This is a genomic window from uncultured Corynebacterium sp. (genome assembly GCF_946998835.1).
GTDB lineage: Bacteria > Actinomycetota > Actinomycetes > Mycobacteriales > Mycobacteriaceae > Corynebacterium.
This window is the reverse complement of record NZ_CAMQAZ010000002.1, coordinates 62,481-78,604: the sequence shown is the minus strand read 5'-3', so window position 1 is coordinate 78,604 and position 16,124 is coordinate 62,481. Positions and strand designations below refer to the sequence as shown.

Below are 16,124 nucleotides of genomic sequence, written 5' to 3'. Positions count from 1 at the left end.
GGCGGACGTAGCCGCCACCACTTCTAACACCACCCCAAACACCACCGCCAGCTCCACCTCAAACACCTCGGCGTGGCCGAACCGCATCGCGATGATCTCCATGCATACCTCGCCGCTGGAGCAACCGGGCATCGGTGACGCAGGTGGCATGAACGTCTACGTGCTGCGCACCTGCGAGGAGCTCGCCCGACGCGGTGTGAAGGTGGATGTTTTCACTCGCGCCACCCGCTCCAGCGATGGGCAGGTTATCCAGGTCAGCGAGAACTTTCGCGTCATCAACATCGTGGCTGGTCCCTATGAGGGGCTGGAGAAGTCGGACCTGGCCACGCAGATGCCAGCTTTCGCCGGTGGTGTCATCGAATTCGCCCGGGAACAGGGGATTGAATATGACCTGATTCACTCGCACTATTGGCTTTCCGGGCAGGTCGGTTGGTTGTTGTCGGATCTGCGGGACATTCCGTTTGTGCATACGGCGCACACGCTGGCGGCGGTGAAGAACCTCCATTTGGCTGAGGGGGATAAGCCGGAGCCGGAGTCGCGACGTATTTGTGAGCAGCAGATTGTGGACAACGCGTGCCGGCTCATCGTCAACACCGATGCAGAGGCCGAGCAGCTGGCGGATCTCCACGACGCCGACCCGTGGCGTATCGATGTCGTGCCCCCCGGGGTGGACGTGGGGCTCTTTTCCCCGGGCAGTGATCGCGCGACGGAGCGGTCTCGCCGTGAACTGGGTATTCCGTTGCACACCAAGGTCATTTTGTTCGTCGGTAGACTGCAGCGGCTGAAGGGCCCGCAAGTGTTGCTGCGCGGCGTCGGCGAGCTCGTGCGTCGCAATCCCGCCACCAATGTCCGCGTGATTATCTGCGGTGGCCTGTCCGGTTCGGGGCTGCACGCGCCCGACGAGTTCACCACTCTCGCTGCGGAAGAGGGTATCGCCCACCTCGTCCGATTCATGCCCCCGCGCCCGCCGCAGGATCTCGCGAAGCTCTATCAGGCTGCGGACATCGTTGCCGTACCTAGTTACAACGAAACTTTCGGGTTGGTGGCGATGGAGGCTCAGGCCACTGGTACGCCCGTCGTCGCGGCAAACGTTGGAGGGCTGTCCATCGCCGTCGCCGATGGGGTCAGCGGTTTGCTTGTCGACGGCCACGAGCCCGCAACCTGGGCCGATGCCCTCGGTCGCCTGGTGCAGGACGACGAGCTACGGATCAAGTTGGCCACGCAGGCACGCGAGCACTCCATGGAGTTTTCCTGGCAAAAGACCGTGGATCGATTGGCCGATGTCTATCATCGAACAGAGCTCCAAAAGGAAAATTGTCCTGGCTCCGTCCGGGACGCGGGCGGTTCCCGCTAGCTTCATTAGCTTCAGCAGCACCCGGGGGCCGTAGTCATATAAAGCTGCATAAACAGGGAGATGATTCACGATGAGCACGGACATTCAAGCACAGCTGAAATCCCTCGGTGAGCAGCTGGAACGACTCGGCGTCGAGCATGGCCTCGCAGACAATGCCGTCGTGGTGGTTCTGCCTGGCAAGAAGAAGCTCAAAACTGTCGTCGGTCTCATCCCCGCGCCGGACTCTCTGCGCGTCGAGGCCTTCGTCTGTCGTGCGGTGGAGGAAAACCACGAGGACGTCTACAAGTGGTTGCTGCAGCGCAACCGTCGTCTATTCGGTATTGGATACACGATCGACGCGGCAGGCGACATCTATTTGGTCGGCCAACTGCCCGCCGAGCTTTCCGACGATGACCTCGACCGCCTCCTCGGTCAGCTGCTAGAGACGGCCGATGGGGACTTCAACCAGATTCTCGAACGCGGCTTTGCGTCAGCAATTAAGCGTGAATGGGAGTGGCGCGTCGATCGGGGAGAAAACCTGGCCAATCTGGAGCAGTTCCGCCACATGGTTGAGTAGTTCGGGGGTAGTAACCCGCATAGCGGGGCAACGGACGGCGGGCTTTCTAGTTTTGGGGCACAATTGGGGGTATGAGCAATGGAAAACTGATTCTTGTCCGTCATGGCCAGAGTGAGTGGAACGCATCCAACCAGTTCACGGGCTGGGTCGACGTTGCACTGACCGACAAGGGCCGCGCTGAGGCAGTACGTGCCGGTGAGATGCTCGTAGAGGCAGGCCTGAAGCCACAGGTTCTCTACACTTCGCTGCTGCGTCGCGCTATTAACACCGCACACATTGCCTTGGATACCGCTGACCTGGTGTGGATTCCGGTTATCCGTGACTGGCGTCTGAATGAGCGCCACTACGGTGCTCTGCAGGGGCTGAACAAGGCAGAGACCAAGGAGAAGTACGGCGAGGACCAGTTCATGTCCTGGCGTCGCTCCTACGACACTCCGCCGCCGGAGCTGTCGGATGACAGCGAATTCTCGCAGGCTAATGATCCGCGCTACGCCAACCTGGATGAGGTTCCGCGCACGGAGTGCCTCCTGGACGTCGTCAAGCGTTTCATCCCTTACTTTGAAGAGGAAATCCTGCCGCGACTGAAGGCCGGTGAGACTGTCATGGTGGCAGCTCACGGTAACTCCCTGCGTGCACTGGTCAAGCACCTGGACAACATCTCGGACGAGGACATTGCCGCGCTGAATATTCCGACTGGTATTCCGCTGGTCTACGATTTCGATGCTGAGGGCAAGGTTCAGAACCCGGGTGGCACCTATCTGGATCCGGAAGCTGCAGCTGCAGGTGCTGCTGCTGTTGCCGCTCAGGGCAACAAGTAAATATGTAGGTGATGAATAGACCGATAAGGGGCGCAGCCGAGTGGGGCTGTGCTCCTTGGTTTATTTAGAGTTGGTCTATCTAAAGCTATCTAGCGCAATAATTTTTCGGCGCGCGCGGACTGTGAAAAGGACTTAGGGTAAGACCCGTGTCAAAAATCATTATCGCTGCTCTACTAGGTGCTGCGGTTATGGCAGCTGTGCTGATTCTCGGCGGAGTTGTCTCGGGTGCCTATAACGCTGCTCGGCGTCAGAAGAGCGACGAGGAAAGTTCAATATCCACCATGGCTCAGGTCATGCACCTGGCTATTCAGAAGTCGCCGACGGGCGTGGTGGTCGTTGACATCTCGCGTGATTTGATTTTGTCCAATTCCATGGCACACAAGTTGGGGCTGGTCTATGAGCGCCGACTGAATGACGTGGGCTGGGAAGCTGCAGTCAAGGTCTTTGATTCCCAGGAGGACCAGGAGCTGACGCTGGTGTTGCCGTCGCGCCGGGCGGGGGCGCCGGACACGATTGTCCGCTGCCAACTCACTCCGTTATCGCTGGTGGATGACCGTTTTGTAGTGATTTACGCGGCGGATGTCTCTGAGCAGGCCCGTATGGAGGACGCACGACGTGACTTTGTGGCCAACGTGTCCCATGAGCTCAAGACGCCGGTGGGGGCCATCAGCCTGTTGGTCGAGGCATTGAATGAAGCCACTGACGATCCGGTTGCTGTGCGTCACTTCAGCGAGAGCCTGACACAAGAGGCCAAGCGGATGTCGACGATGATTACCGAGCTCATCTCGTTGTCGAAGTTGCAGGGCGCAGAACCGTTGCCCGACATGTCTCCGGTGAAGGTCGAAGAGGTCGTTCAGGGTGCAGTGCGTCGTAACCAGATGCTCTCGGAGCAAGCGGGTATTGACATCACCGTCGATTGCGAGCCGGACCTGGTTGTTGAAGGTGAGCGCAGCCTGCTGATCACTGCGGTGTCCAACCTGATTTCCAATGCCATCAACTACTCGCCAGAAGCCACGCCTGTGTCTGTGACTGCGGTCAAGGAGGGCAATGACACTGTCGCCATCCGTGTGACCGACCGCGGTATTGGCATTTCGCAGGCGAACCAGAAACGCATCTTCGAGCGCTTCTTCCGTGCGGACAAGGCACGTTCGCGGGCGACGGGTGGCACGGGCTTGGGCTTGGCAATTGTCAAGCATGTCGCAGCCAACCACAAGGGAACGGTCAAGCTATGGAGCCGACTGGGCACTGGATCGACTTTCACCATTGAGCTTCCGTTGATGGAAAGCAACGAATCTTCGCCGAACAACAATGATGTGTCGGCAAGTTTGCCAATCGGACACAGCCCATCGGCGGGTAAACTTACAGCTAAGAAAAACGCGCAGCGTGGCTCGGGCAAAACCCGTGGCAAGGATAAGGATTCCCGGAACAAGGATTCCAAGGAAGGAATGAAGTAATCCGTGACTGAGGTACTTATTGTCGAAGACGAGACCGCTTTGGCGGAGCCACTCGCATTTCTGCTGCAGCGTGAGGGATTCGAGGTGCGGATGGCCGCTGACGGTCAGGAGGCACTTGCAGAATTCTCCAAGGCGGAACCGGATATCGTGCTGCTGGATCTCATGTTGCCAGGAATGAGCGGCACCGAGGTCTGTAAGAATATCCGCCTCAAGTCCTCTGTCCCGGTCATCATGGTCACTGCACGTGACACTGAGATTGACAAGGTAGTGGGCCTGGAAATCGGTGCGGATGACTATGTGACTAAGCCGTATTCCTCCCGCGAGCTCATCGCTCGTATCCGAGCTGTGCTGCGCCGCGGTCGTCATGAAGAATCCGACGATGTCGAGGATCTCTACGAGGAGGTCTTGCGCGGCGGCCCGGTCGTGCTCGATGTCGAGCGCCACGTTGTCACGGTTGACGGTGACGAGGTCGCAATGCCACTCAAGGAGTTTGACCTGCTGGAGTACCTGCTGCGTAACCGCGGACGTGTGCTCACCCGCGGCCAGCTCATCGACCGCGTCTGGGGTTCTGACTACGTCGGGGACACCAAGACGCTGGACGTACACATCAAGCGCCTGCGCTCCAAGATTGAGCGCAATCCTTCCTCGCCGGAGTTCCTGGTCACCGTCCGCGGCTTGGGCTACAAGTTCGAGGACTAGCGCAGCCAACTGCTGCAGACAGTCTTTTCCAGCAGTCGGATGAAGCTCCGACGCTAGGCATTAGGCCTTGTCCAACATTAGGCCTCGTCCGGGGACATCCCCTCGGCCGCTGCCCGCGTGGCCGGATGAATTGCCAGTAGCGGGTAGCCACTCGGTCCGAAGGCCTTGGCTGCGCCCGCTGCCTCACGAGCCCGGCAGTGCTCCGCCAGAATCTCATAGCACTCTTCACCGATGAGCTCGACCAGCTCAGACTTATGGGTGCGCCACATCGGCTCGCCGCCGGCATGGGTGGCCGGTGCACCCGTGCAGTACCACTCGAAGTCTTCGCCACCATCGCCCCATGCACGTCGGTCGTATTCCGTAATAGTCGTGCGCAGAATTTCCTGGCCATCTGGGCGTTCTTCCCAGTCTTCCAGTCGACGCAGCGGCACTTGCCAGCACACATCCGGCTTGACCTTCACCGGGTCAATGTCGTTGGCCATAGCCCACTGATGAATGGCACAGCCTGCACCATTGCGCCATCCATCGCGGTTGGCAAAGATGCAGGCATTCTTCACGACCTTCGTTTTCAGAGCCGGCTCAGGCTCTCCGTTTTCGTCGTCAAGCTCGTCCCACACGAGCCACGGTTCCAGCGGTTCGGCGGGGTCGGTCTCGTAGGTCGCGAGCCACTTCAGCGTCTGCCGGGGGCGATTCTGCCACCACTGGGGCTCTGCAGAGTCGCCTTCCATTCGCTTTACGACGTCAATAACCCTCTCGCGGTCTTCGTCATCGGTGATAAAGGCACCATGACCGCAGCATCCGACATCCGCATTCGCGGAGTCGATGCCCTGGCAGGCGGAGGTGCCGAAAGCGCATTGATAGGAGCTCATCAACCAGGTTAGGTCGCAGGTGATGATGTGTTCTGGGTCCTCTGGGTGGGCGAACTCGAACCACTCTCGGGGAAAGTCAAAGGCGACTTCCGCCGGGGAAGGTTGCGGTCCACGGCCGGGACGGGGGTGGGGTTGATTCACACCAATACACCGTAGACCGTCTAACCTACTAAGAGTGAGATTAGGTGTATTAGACGTAGGTAGTAATACCGTCCACTTGGTGATGGTGGATGCCCGCCGTGGCGGACATCCGACTCCGATGAGCGATTCCAAGTCGACGATGAAGCTGGTCGAGTACCTGGATAAGGACAATAACCTGTCCAAGAAGGGTATTGACAAGCTTACGGGCTACGTTGCTGAATCCAAGGAATTGGTTGAGCAGATGAAGTGCGAAGAGATGATTAGCTTCGCTACTTCGGCTGTTCGAGATGCGACGAATGCGGACGAGGTGCTTGCTCACGTCGAAAAGGAAACCGGTATTAAGCTGCAGATTCTCTCCGGTGAGGATGAGGCTCGGCTGACGTTCTTGGCGGTGCGTCGCTGGTACGGCTGGTCGGCTGGTCGTCTAATCAACCTGGATATTGGTGGCGGCTCCCTCGAGCTGACGTCGGGTACCGATGAGGATCCGGAGGCAGCATATTCGCTGCTGCTGGGTGCAGGTCGTCTTACCCACGAGTGGTTTGAGACCGACCCGCCTGAGCGCAAGAAGATTGATTTGCTGCGCGATTACATTGATGCTGAGCTCGCTGAGCCGGCCCGTCACTTGCGCACGCTCGGTGAACCGGACTTGGCTGTTGCCACCTCAAAGACTTTCCGCACGCTTGCTCGCCTCACCGGTGCAGCTCCTTCCGCTGCTGGTCCGCGCGTTAAGCGCACCCTTACTGCTGCCGGTTTGCGCCAGCTGATTGCGTTTATTTCCCGCATGACGGCCGCTGACCGCGCTGAGCTTGAGGGGGTTAGTGCGAATCGTTCTCACCAAATTGTCGCAGGTGCTCTCGTCGCAGAGGCTAGTATGCGAGCATTAGGATTAGAAAAGGTTGAGATTTGTCCTTGGGCTCTGCGCGAGGGCATTATCTTCCGACGACTGGACAGCGACCTACACGGAAAGGGTTGAGATGAGCGAGGAAAAGCTCACCGTTGCCGAACTGCTGGCGCGGCGGCAGAAGGAGGGAGCCACCTCTGAACTGCCACGGCGTCGCCGTCGACGCAGCCTTGAAGAAGGCGGTGTGTCCGTTCAGGAACTCACCGGCTCAATTCCTCGTGTAAAGGCCGATGAGCCGCGCCGTGGTGCTCATGCGCTGTCTAATTCAGAGGATGACCAGACCACAACCAGCGATCTGCTTGCCGACGAAGCTGAGAACAGCGCAGCCGAAGAAGCACAGACAGCAGAAGACGCGCAGGCAGCAGAAGAAGCACAGGTAACCGAGGCACAGTCGGAAGCTCCGGAGCAGCAGGACCAGTCTGAGGACGCTGCTGAGTCGGAGGTAGCTGCCGAGGATGCGGATTCGTCGGAATCTGAGGTTCAAGCTGAAGCGGAGCCTGAAACTGCTGAGGCTGAGGTAGAGGACGCGCCAGCTTCGCAGCCACCAGCTGTAACTGTGCCGTCGGTAATCCCGATGAATCCTCGTCCGGTCATGGTTAACTCCGCGCGTTCGGAAATCACCTACACCTTCACCGAACTGCGCGACATGAGCAATGATTCGTGCACGGTTGGTGAGCCAGGTCCGGTCGCTCGTGCAGTCTTGACCGGCTCTAACGCCTATGACGATCGCCCGACTGCGACCATTCCGGTTGTTGAGGAGAACTTTAGCGACGCGACAGTCGATTCTGATCACTCTGTTGTCGGGCAGTCTGATGAGGCGGACAGCGAGGAGGCTCAGGAAGAGCAGGCTCGGGAGATGCCGCAGGTTACATCGGCTGACGCTGTGGCAGAGCCAGAGGAAGCTGAAGTTCTTGATGCCACCGACACCTTCGAGGCGGTCGAGACCTCTGAGGCTCCTCAAGCGGCAGCGGCTACCGCTGTAGTTCCTGAGTCCGCGCCGGCTGAGGTGGCCCCGGACCAGACTGAGCCGGAACCTCGGGACGTCGTAAAGCGGAAAGGCGGTTCCGCGAAGGCTGCCGATCGCGGAGACTATGCCGAGGACAACTCCCTGTCGGTGCCGTTGCTGCTGATTCAGGTCTTTGTTGGCCTGATTGTCGGGGCGTTGGTGTTCCTGGGCTTTACGATGGCGTGGTCGTCGCTACCGAAGGTTGTCACGATCATCATGGCTCTGGTTATCACAGGCGGCTTTGCGGGCATGGCCAACTACGTGCGCCGTGAGAAGGACAAGCTGACACCGATTCTCGCGGGACTTGTCGGTTTGACGTTGACATTTGGTCCTTGGGTTATTTTCCAGTTGTAGTGAGCTCAACAGAATAAACATCACCTGGTGCAGGGGTTGGAAAGCGAATTTTTCCGGCCCCTGCATTCGCATGTGTGGGCTAGTTTTGGCACACTTAGCCACCATGACAAGAATTGCTGTAATTGGTGGCGGAAAGATTGGTAGCGCGCTCGTCGGTGGTCTTATCGACGGCGGTGTTTCACCCTCCTCGATTTATGTGGTGGGACGCACCAAGGAGAGCCTGGCCGGTCTGAAGGAGACCTACGGCATTGTCGATACCGACGACCCGGTAGGTGCGGTAGACGGTGCCGACGTGGTGTTCTTGTGTGTAAAGCCGTACCTAATTATCGACATGCTCGAGAAAATTGCCGATGTGCTCGATGACTCTGAGGTCGACACGATTGTGGTATCGATGGCAGCGGGTATCACGCTGGACAAAATGGAAGGGGTCTGTGCTGTCGGTACCCCGGTTATCCGCGTTATGCCGAATACCCCGATGCTGGTGGGCAAGGGGGTCTGTGCAGTCGCACCGGGTCGATTTGTCACTGAGAACCAGACTGATGAAGTTGTCGACCTGCTGCAGAAGGTTGGCAGCGTTGAGGTCGTCGACGAGTCGCTGATGTCTGCAGTCACTGCAGTTTCGGGCTCCGGTCCGGCTTATTTCTTCCAGTTCGTTGAGGCGATGACTGACGCCGGTGTGAATCTGGGGCTCAAGCGCGATCAGGCAAAGCGTCTGGCATCGGCCACAGCTGCTGGTGCGGCCGAGATGATGATGCAGGAGGGTGCGGATCCGACTGCGCTGCGTGCCGACGTCACCTCCCCGGGGGGTACAACTGCTGCAGCTACCCGAGTTTTCGAGGAAGAGGGCATCCGCCGCGCGGTACATCGCGCGCTGCAGGCTTGCTATGACAAGGCGAACGAGATGGGTAAATAATCATTTCGTCGGAAGCTATCTCGGGTGTGCAAGTAACCCCAATATGTGGGGCATCGGGAGTTGCCTGGGGTGGCAGCTAATCCGATACGCAGGGACGATAGGGAAGTCACAATTGTCACACCATTCGCCAATGCCCCTATTTTTTATCAAAAATCGCACCGGCCCCTTGCCTACCGGTAGGATATGAAAAGCACGTGCGTGTCACGATTTTCTGCAGGAGGGGAAGCCTGCAGCGCGTCGCGTGCGCCGAAGGGAATATTTACTAATGCAGAATGCAGATAAGGGCACCTTTCTGACCGTTGCGGAAGTCGCTGACATCATGCGCGTCTCCAAGATGACCGTCTATCGCCTGGTTCACGCTGGCGAACTGCCGGCAGTGCGCGTAGGTCGTTCGTTCCGTGTCCATGAGTCCGCAGTCAAGGAATACCTGGACTCCTCCTTCTACAACGCGGGTTAAATTTTCTGCCTTTAAGCGGGGCTGTTTGACCTGAACGCATATGTCCCCGCTATGATTAATCCGATTAGTACATGGTGTCGTACTGCGCCCCCGTTTCCTATCGTCTTCAGGTGATGAATTATCAAGCCGTGAAGGTGGAAGGAAAAAGAGGGCGTGACGCCTCGGTGGTTGTATCGCCGCATTGTGGGCGCCGCCATTGTGCGAGAAAAGAAATTTCAGTCAACGAATAGCGAGGTCGAGCCGATGGGTTCCGTCATTAAGAAGCGTCGCAAGCGCATGTCGAAGAAGAAGCACCGCAAGATGCTTCGCCGTACCCGCGTGCAGCGTCGTAAGCTCGGCAAGTAAGCCAGCTTCCTGCAGCTAAAGCAGGAGCGCGTGCTGCGTCGCGTACACGTCTTAAAAGCAAATCCCGCCCGGTCTCGTTGAGATGGGGCGGGTTTCGCCGTTGGTAGGGGGGGGCTGCCGATTACGGGCTGCAAATGTGAAACTGTGCGAGTTTATAGCACTTTCAGGCCATTTTTCGAGCCATTTTTGTCATAAACGCGGTCACTACTCTCGAGTACTCCTAGCAGCGCTTAGCTCTGCCTGTACGCGTCCCGCAGTCGCTTGCCGACGACCCCCGCGCCCCCGACAATTCCCGCCAGCAGAGCTCCGATAGAGAGCCAGCGCATCGTGGCGAAAGTTGCTGAGCGGAAGTGGCGGTAGTCGTAGACGGTCCAGCCCATCTTCTGGGCGTAGTGGCGCAGTTTGCGGTCTGGATTGATGGCCACGGCAGTGCCCACCATGGACAGCATGGGAATGTCGTTGGCGGAATCCGAGTATGCCGTGCAGCGTGACATGTCCAACCCAGACGATGCCGCCAGAGCTGCTACCGCGTGCTTTTTACCTGGGCCGTGGAGAATATCGCCGACCAGGCGACCGGTGAACTTGCCATCTTTGACCTCGGCGACAGTGCCGAGCGCGCCGGTCAACCCTATGTGTTTGGCAATCACCTGAGCTAGCTGCACCGGGGTTGCCGTGACCAACCAAACCTCCTGGCCGGCCTGGATGTGTAGCTCCGCGAGATCGCGGGTGCCCTGGTAGACGCGGTCACTAATCTTTTCTTCAAAGATTTCTTCGCCGAGTTTGACCATCTCATTCACGTCGTGGCCAGCGAAGAACTCCAGTGCCTGCTCGCGGGCCTTGGCCACATCGGCGGCGTTCTCGGCACCAGAGATGCGGAACTTCAGCTGCTTCCACAGCATGCCGGCCAAGTCACCCTTCTTAATGAAACCGCGCTCGACCAGCCCCATGGCGAATAGGAAGATTGACGCGCCCTGGACAAGTGTGTTGTCTACGTCGAAGAAAGCTGCCGCGCCTTGATCTCGCTCGACACCTGGAATGGGCTGAGAGAGCACCCGTGCACCGCCTGCGGCATCTTCAGCACCGGCGACACTGCGAAAACCCGTAGCTAGCTCTTCGCCACCGACGTCATAAACCTCGCCGAGAGCTTCCAACGCGTTGGCGGCAGCTGCAGCGCCGGCTTCCTCCTGCGCTTCGTCGTTGAGCGGAGCGAGCGCTACCTGCTCGAGAAAATTGCGGACGTTACCTTGCGAGGATGCAAGGTCGCCCAGAATATCGATAGGGAAGGGGGAGCGGTCGTCGGCACTGAACTCACTCACGGCACGAAAATCTCTTTCACTACGCATGGCAACCGACATCCGTAATCGGCAGCTCTTGTTGAAATAGTATCCGCTCTTTAGGTGAGTCCGCGCGCTGAGTGTCAAGGTGCAGATAGGAAGAGCTGCATGTGTCGGGGATGGGTGGGGAGGGGCCGTCGTAAAGCGAGACCGTTGCCCTTTAGACTGGCCGTTATGGTGACTGTGACGGTGATGAGTAGGAAGACGTGCGGCTCGTGCGCGCGAGTGATTGCGCAGATCGAGTCGTTGGTGCGGGAGCGAAATGCGCAGTTCCAGGTGGAAGACGTCGATACGGACCCAGATTTGGCGATGGAATTCGGCGATCGCGTGCCGGTGATTTTGGTCAATGATGAGGAGATCGCCTGCTGGGAGATTGATGACGATGAGCTCATCGAGGCGATCGTGGAGGCTGAATAAGCGCGCACGTCAGTAATCCTCGAACTGCAGGGAGCTGCGGCGGCATGGCAGAATGTGGATAGCGGTAATGAGGGCGTGGAGTGCTGCGAACAGCGAGGTAGAGGCGAAGTTAAGTATGCCTTTGTTGTGGTGAGATGCCAGAATTGTCTAGCGTTGACAGTCATAGCTGTGTGAAAAGCCCGTGACGGGGCCTGTGAAGGAGCAATAGAGCGGTGATTGAGCGGTGAGTGTACTTCTCGTCGGAATGTCGTACCGGTCTGCACCGGTGACCCTGCTTGAGAAGGTCTCTGTCGGAGAAGCTGAGCGAGAGGCTATTTTGTCTCTTCTGGTCGCGGATGAAGCGATTAGCGAGGCGATGCTGCTGTCGACCTGTAACCGCGTTGAGTACTACGTGGTGGCCGACGGCTTCCACTCGGGGTTATCGGCTGTGGTTCGCGAAATTGTCAGTCGTACCGGGCTCGATCTCGATGAACTGACACCGCATCTCTATGTTCGCTATGCGCAGGCCGCAGTGGAGCACGCATTTTCGGTGTGCGCGGGACTGGACTCGATGGTGCTGGGAGAACAGCAGATTATCGGCCAGATTCGCAATGCATACCAGGAGGCGGACGAGGCTGGCACCGTCGGTCGCCTGCTGCATGACCTTGCACAAAAGGCACTGCACACAGGCAAACGCGTCCACAGTGAAACTCAGATTGATAACGCCGGCGCGTCGATGGTCTCCGTGGCTATCGACGAGGCGATTGCCGCGCTCCACCCAGGATTTAACTCCGGCGTCGATGTCGCCGAGGGTACAGACATTCTGGCGGGCCGTTCGGCTCTTATCCTCGGCGCCGGTGCGATGAGCTCGCTGGCTGCCAGCTACTTGGGACGCTGCGGTATTGACCGTCTGATCATTGCCAACCGCACTGTTGACCGGGCGCAGAACCTGGCCAACCACTCCATCGAAGCGGGCATCCCCGCCACCGCGATTGCCCTTGATGATTTCGCCGACGTTCTCGACGACGTGGACATTCTCGTCAGCGCCACCGGAGCCATGGCTCCAGTGGTCTCAGCTACCGATGTCATCGACCACGGCCCGCTCGCTATCGTCGACCTGTCCATGCCTCGCGACGTCGCGGAGGATGTCTCCGGGCTGGAGGGCATTGCCCTGTTCAACATCGAACTGCTGCAGATGACCCGCACGGAGGTTCCGGGCCGCGATGATGAGGCTGCAGCGCGCGATATTGTGGCCGAAGAGCTGGAGTCCTACCTCACCGCGCAGCGTGCCAACGAGGTTGCTCCGACTGTTCGCGCTCTGCGTGAACGTGCAGCGGAGGTGGCCGCAGCAGAACTCGCCCGCCTGGAAACGAAGACGCCGGGCCTTACCCAAAAGGAACGTCGCGAAGTCGAGTCTACGGTTCGCCGTGTCGTCGATAAGCTCCTGCACGCACCAACGGTGCAGGTTAAGAAGCTTTCCAGTCAGCAGGACGGCGGAAACTACGCGCTTGCACTGCAGAAGCTCTTCGACCTGCCGCTGTCGACCCCCACAGGCCTGTATGCTGACACCGATATCCCTGCAGACCTCATGGTAGAGGGCCGAATTGGGCGAATGCAGGGCTTTGAGCAGTATGGTCTTGACAGTAGTGCCACTATTGAGGGTGCTGCTAAAGCCACCAAAAATTAACACTCGGAGGAAAATATGCCTGACCCAGCGACTATTCGTATCGGTACCAGGGGCTCGGAACTGGCCACGACACAGGCCGGACACGTCCGTGATGCACTGATTGAGCTGGGGCAGCCTGCAGAGCTGGTGATTGTGAAGACCGCCGGCGACCACAATCGCCACGACCCGGTGGAAAAGATTGGCATCGGTGTCTTCACTCAGGCGCTGCGCCACGCACTGCGTGAGGACGTGTGCGACATTATCGTGCACTCGTTCAAGGATCTGCCGACGTTGCCGGAAGATGACATGATGGTCGCAGCGGTGCCCGAGCGCGTCGATCCGCGCGAGGCACTGATTTCCCGCGATGCCACGCCACTGATGGACCTGCCGGAGGGCGCTCGTGTGGGCACCTCCGCGCCGCGTCGTGTCTCGCAGCTGCGCGCGCTGCGCTCCGACCTGGAACTGGTGCCGCTGCGCGGAAACATCGAAACCCGTATGGGGCGCGTCAATGAGGACGTGGACGCTGTCATTCTGGCCCGCGCCGGACTGGAGCGCACGGGGCGCCTCGGAGAGATTGCGGAGTCGCTGGATGTGGACGTCCTCATGCCAGCCCCGGCCCAGGGCGCGCTGGCACTGGAGTGCCGCACTGCTGACCGCGAAATTGTGGATATCCTGCGCAAGATTGACCACCCGGTGTCTCATGCTCGCGCTGTCGCTGAGCGTGCGGTACTCAATGAGCTGGAAGCGGGCTGCACTGCTCCAGTCGCGGCTTACGCAACAGTGAGCGACAGCGGTGAACTCACCCTGCAGGCGGGGGTGTTCGCTCTGGACGGTTCGCGCCAGTTGCTGGAGACCGCTACTGCGACCGTGGATAAGGCCGATGAGCTTGGTCGGAAGGTTGCAGCGGCCCTGCTCGAACGGGGTGCTCACGAGGTAATGGGCGATACCCTGCGGGAATCTCAAAAGTAGCCGGTTAGTTAATTTGGCTCAAACCCTTTATGCTAATAGGCCTGTATGCATGCCGTTGGGATAAGGGTTCCCTTCGTGCGCTCGCATGTGAGAATTCAGGGGACTGTCTGTCACTCACATGCGCTGTCGCATGTCCGCTTTCTTCCTTAGTGACTCATCGGCACGAAAAGTGAACAACCAATAGAAAAGAAATCACTCCGCAACGATGAACACCTCCCTCCCCTCAGCAACGGGACGCATCCTGTTCGTCGGCGCTGGTCCTGGAAATCCCGACCTGCTGACGCTTCGCGCCCGTGAGATTCTCGCAGACACCGCTATCGCCTACGTCGACGCCGATGTCATGCCGGGGGTTCGAGAACTCATCGCAACCGATGTGCCTGTGCCTCCAGAGCTTCTGAAGGAAGCTGAGGAAGCCTACGAGCGCATGTGCGCCGCAGCTAAGGCCAAGGGATCTCGTCGTAAGCCGCCGCGCCCGGCGCCGCCGACCGCCGCAGATTTGCGCACGCCTATCGACGATCCCAAGAAGATGGCCGACCTGCTTGTCGAAGAAGCAGCCAAAGGCAATGACGTGGTGCGCCTGGTCGCGGGCAATCCGCTGACCAACGATTCGCTCCTGGCCGAGATTAACGAGGTCTCACACGCCGAGGTGGAGTTCCAGATTGTCCCTGGCATGTCCGTGCCCTCCACTGTTCCGGCATTCGCTGGCATTGCGTTGGGCTCGACGTACACGGAAACCGATCTCGGTCGTGCCGACGTGGACTGGGACGAGTTGGCGCAGGCCCCGCAGCCGTTGGTGTTGCAGGCCGTGCAGGACGACCTGTCCGCAATTGCCTCTGAACTCAGTGAACGTGGCCTGCCGTCGGCGTTGCCGGTGTCGGTGACTGTCAATGGTACGACTCGCCTGCAGCGCACCTACGATGTCACGCTGGGAACGCTGGCACAGCTCTCGGGTGACCTGACCGGCCCGCTGGTGGTCACGCTTGGCAAGGGCGTGGACAATCGTTCGAAGTACTCGTGGTGGGAAAACCGCGCCCTCTACGGCTGGAAGGTGCTGGTCCCACGCGCAAAGGCGCAGGCGGGCCCGATGAGCGCCCGTCTCGTCGGCCACGGTGCCATCCCGATTGAGGTGCCGACCATCTCGATTGAGCCGCCGCGCAGCCCGGCGCAGATGGAGCGCGCCATCAAGGGGCTTGTCGACGGCCGCTACCAGTGGGTCGTCTTCACCTCCGTCAATGCGGTCAATGCAGTGTGGGAGAAGCTCCAGGAATTCGGCTTGGATGCACGCTCCTTCGCGGGTGTTCGCATCGCAGCTGTTGGTCATCGCACCGCCGCTGCTATCCGCGATCTCGGCATTACCCCGGAGCTGCTCCCGGATGACACCCGCCAGAACGCCGCGGGCATCGTCGACGTGTTCCCGGAGTACATCGAAGACCTCGATCCGGTTAACCGCGTGCTGCTGCCGCGCGCCGACATCGGCACGGATGTGCTTGTCGACGGTCTGATTGACCTGGGCTGGGAAGTTGATGATGTGGTCGCTTACCGTACCGTGCGGGCAGCGCCACCGAGTGCGGATATTCGCGACATGATTAAGTCCGGTGGTTTCGACGCCGTTTGCTTTACCTCAGGCTCAACGGTGAAGAATCTGGTCGGCATTGCCGGCAAGCCGCATGCTCGTACCATCATTGCCTGCATCGGGCCGATGGCTGCAGCCACTGCCCGCGAATACGGCCTGCGTGTTGATGTTGTGCCGGAGCGCGCCAGCATCCCCGAGCTGGTCGATGCGCTGGCAGAACATGTTGCACAGCTGCGAGCTGCAGGGCAGCTGCCGCCACCGCGCAAGAAGCGCCGTCGTTCGCGCAAAGCCAAGTCTTAAGCGGCGTAGGGGCTTAAAG

At 59.3% G+C, this 16,124-nt stretch carries 16 protein-coding genes; 14 read left to right on the top strand and 2 right to left on the bottom strand.

The features are described 5' to 3' along the window. Nucleotides 1–91 precede the first annotated feature (91 nt). From mshA to Q0U90_RS01125, 5 genes are all read left to right on the top strand, one after another. Entirely contained in the window at nucleotides 92–1,354 is a 1,263-nt protein-coding gene (mshA, locus tag Q0U90_RS01145; protein WP_297450561.1) for a D-inositol-3-phosphate glycosyltransferase, read from the top strand. Between the two features lie 70 nt (nucleotides 1,355–1,424). Beyond that, complete coding sequence (locus Q0U90_RS01140) at nucleotides 1,425–1,910, top strand: YbjN domain-containing protein (protein WP_297450391.1); 486 nt, start codon at nucleotides 1,425–1,427, stop codon at nucleotides 1,908–1,910. 71 nt (nucleotides 1,911–1,981) lie between these two features. Then, nucleotides 1,982–2,728, top strand: coding sequence for a phosphoglyceromutase (locus Q0U90_RS01135; RefSeq protein WP_297450388.1), 747 nt, complete (start codon nucleotides 1,982–1,984; stop codon nucleotides 2,726–2,728). A 146-nt stretch (nucleotides 2,729–2,874) separates the two neighbouring features. Next, complete coding sequence (locus Q0U90_RS01130; protein ID WP_297450385.1) at nucleotides 2,875–4,182, top strand: ATP-binding protein; 1,308 nt, start codon at nucleotides 2,875–2,877, stop codon at nucleotides 4,180–4,182. Nucleotides 4,183–4,185: 3 nt separating this feature from the next. Next, nucleotides 4,186–4,881 carry a response regulator transcription factor gene (locus Q0U90_RS01125; protein ID WP_297450383.1) on the top strand — a complete coding sequence of 232 codons (696 nt, stop codon included), beginning with the start codon at nucleotides 4,186–4,188 and terminating at the stop codon, nucleotides 4,879–4,881. A gap of 77 nt (nucleotides 4,882–4,958) precedes the next feature. On the opposite strand, the gene Q0U90_RS01120 is transcribed toward Q0U90_RS01125, so the two are convergent. Beyond that, nucleotides 4,959–5,891 (bottom strand): hypothetical protein, encoded by a 933-nt coding sequence (locus tag Q0U90_RS01120; protein ID WP_297450381.1) that lies wholly within the window; start codon nucleotides 5,889–5,891, stop codon nucleotides 4,959–4,961. A gap of 34 nt (nucleotides 5,892–5,925) precedes the next feature. Here Q0U90_RS01120 and Q0U90_RS01115 point away from each other — a divergent pair, with 34 nt between their 5' ends. The 5 genes from Q0U90_RS01115 (at nucleotide 5,926) to Q0U90_RS01095 (ending at nucleotide 9,867) form a co-directional block, all read left to right on the top strand. Further along, entirely contained in the window at nucleotides 5,926–6,864 is a 939-nt protein-coding gene (locus Q0U90_RS01115; RefSeq protein WP_297450378.1) for a Ppx/GppA phosphatase family protein, read from the top strand. Between the two features lies 1 nt (nucleotide 6,865). Continuing rightward, the gene (locus Q0U90_RS01110; RefSeq protein ID WP_297450375.1) at nucleotides 6,866–8,152 is read left to right on the top strand and encodes a hypothetical protein; all 1,287 of its coding nucleotides are present in this window, start codon (nucleotides 6,866–6,868) and stop codon (nucleotides 8,150–8,152) included. A 103-nt stretch (nucleotides 8,153–8,255) separates the two neighbouring features. Further along, the gene (gene proC, locus Q0U90_RS01105; RefSeq protein ID WP_297450372.1) at nucleotides 8,256–9,065 is read left to right on the top strand and encodes a pyrroline-5-carboxylate reductase; all 810 of its coding nucleotides are present in this window, start codon (nucleotides 8,256–8,258) and stop codon (nucleotides 9,063–9,065) included. Nucleotides 9,066–9,330: 265 nt separating this feature from the next. Next, the gene (locus tag Q0U90_RS01100; protein ID WP_005509751.1) at nucleotides 9,331–9,522 is read left to right on the top strand and encodes a helix-turn-helix domain-containing protein; all 192 of its coding nucleotides are present in this window, start codon (nucleotides 9,331–9,333) and stop codon (nucleotides 9,520–9,522) included. A 243-nt stretch (nucleotides 9,523–9,765) separates the two neighbouring features. Continuing rightward, nucleotides 9,766–9,867, top strand: a complete 102-nt coding sequence (locus Q0U90_RS01095) for an AURKAIP1/COX24 domain-containing protein (protein ID WP_003855542.1) — start codon at nucleotides 9,766–9,768, stop codon at nucleotides 9,865–9,867. Between the two features lie 230 nt (nucleotides 9,868–10,097). On the opposite strand, the gene Q0U90_RS01090 is transcribed toward Q0U90_RS01095, so the two are convergent. Next, complete coding sequence (locus tag Q0U90_RS01090) at nucleotides 10,098–11,222, bottom strand: HAD-IB family hydrolase (protein WP_297450362.1); 1,125 nt, start codon at nucleotides 11,220–11,222, stop codon at nucleotides 10,098–10,100. A gap of 153 nt (nucleotides 11,223–11,375) precedes the next feature. Here Q0U90_RS01090 and Q0U90_RS01085 point away from each other — a divergent pair, with 153 nt between their 5' ends. From Q0U90_RS01085 to Q0U90_RS01070, 4 genes are all read left to right on the top strand, one after another. After that, complete coding sequence (locus tag Q0U90_RS01085) at nucleotides 11,376–11,618, top strand: glutaredoxin family protein (protein WP_297450359.1); 243 nt, start codon at nucleotides 11,376–11,378, stop codon at nucleotides 11,616–11,618. 223 nt (nucleotides 11,619–11,841) lie between these two features. Continuing rightward, nucleotides 11,842–13,284 carry a glutamyl-tRNA reductase gene (locus Q0U90_RS01080; protein ID WP_297450356.1) on the top strand — a complete coding sequence of 481 codons (1,443 nt, stop codon included), beginning with the start codon at nucleotides 11,842–11,844 and terminating at the stop codon, nucleotides 13,282–13,284. A gap of 15 nt (nucleotides 13,285–13,299) precedes the next feature. Beyond that, complete coding sequence (gene hemC, locus Q0U90_RS01075; protein ID WP_297450353.1) at nucleotides 13,300–14,232, top strand: hydroxymethylbilane synthase; 933 nt, start codon at nucleotides 13,300–13,302, stop codon at nucleotides 14,230–14,232. Between the two features lie 205 nt (nucleotides 14,233–14,437). Next, nucleotides 14,438–16,105: a bifunctional uroporphyrinogen-III C-methyltransferase/uroporphyrinogen-III synthase gene (locus Q0U90_RS01070; RefSeq protein ID WP_297450348.1), complete on the top strand. Its 1,668-nt coding sequence runs from the start codon at nucleotides 14,438–14,440 to the stop codon at nucleotides 16,103–16,105. Nucleotides 16,106–16,124 lie beyond the last annotated feature (19 nt).

What these genes read in the sequence shown, in the direction of transcription:
- mshA (WP_297450561.1), top strand. Translation starts at nt 92, where the DNA reads ATGATCTCCATGCATACCTCGCCGCTGGAGCAACCGGGCATCGGTGAC.
- Q0U90_RS01140 (WP_297450391.1), top strand. Translation starts at nt 1,425, where the DNA reads ATGAGCACGGACATTCAAGCACAGCTGAAATCCCTCGGTGAGCAGCTG.
- Q0U90_RS01095 (WP_003855542.1), top strand. Translation starts at nt 9,766, where the DNA reads ATGGGTTCCGTCATTAAGAAGCGTCGCAAGCGCATGTCGAAGAAGAAG.
- Q0U90_RS01110 (WP_297450375.1), top strand. Translation starts at nt 6,866, where the DNA reads ATGAGCGAGGAAAAGCTCACCGTTGCCGAACTGCTGGCGCGGCGGCAG.
- proC (WP_297450372.1), top strand. Translation starts at nt 8,256, where the DNA reads ATGACAAGAATTGCTGTAATTGGTGGCGGAAAGATTGGTAGCGCGCTC.
- Q0U90_RS01100 (WP_005509751.1), top strand. Translation starts at nt 9,331, where the DNA reads ATGCAGAATGCAGATAAGGGCACCTTTCTGACCGTTGCGGAAGTCGCT.
- Q0U90_RS01135 (WP_297450388.1), top strand. Translation starts at nt 1,982, where the DNA reads ATGAGCAATGGAAAACTGATTCTTGTCCGTCATGGCCAGAGTGAGTGG.
- Q0U90_RS01090 (WP_297450362.1), bottom strand. Translation starts at nt 11,222, where the DNA reads ATGTCGGTTGCCATGCGTAGTGAAAGAGATTTTCGTGCCGTGAGTGAG.
- hemC (WP_297450353.1), top strand. Translation starts at nt 13,300, where the DNA reads ATGCCTGACCCAGCGACTATTCGTATCGGTACCAGGGGCTCGGAACTG.
- Q0U90_RS01070 (WP_297450348.1), top strand. Translation starts at nt 14,438, where the DNA reads ATGAACACCTCCCTCCCCTCAGCAACGGGACGCATCCTGTTCGTCGGC.
- Q0U90_RS01085 (WP_297450359.1), top strand. Translation starts at nt 11,376, where the DNA reads ATGGTGACTGTGACGGTGATGAGTAGGAAGACGTGCGGCTCGTGCGCG.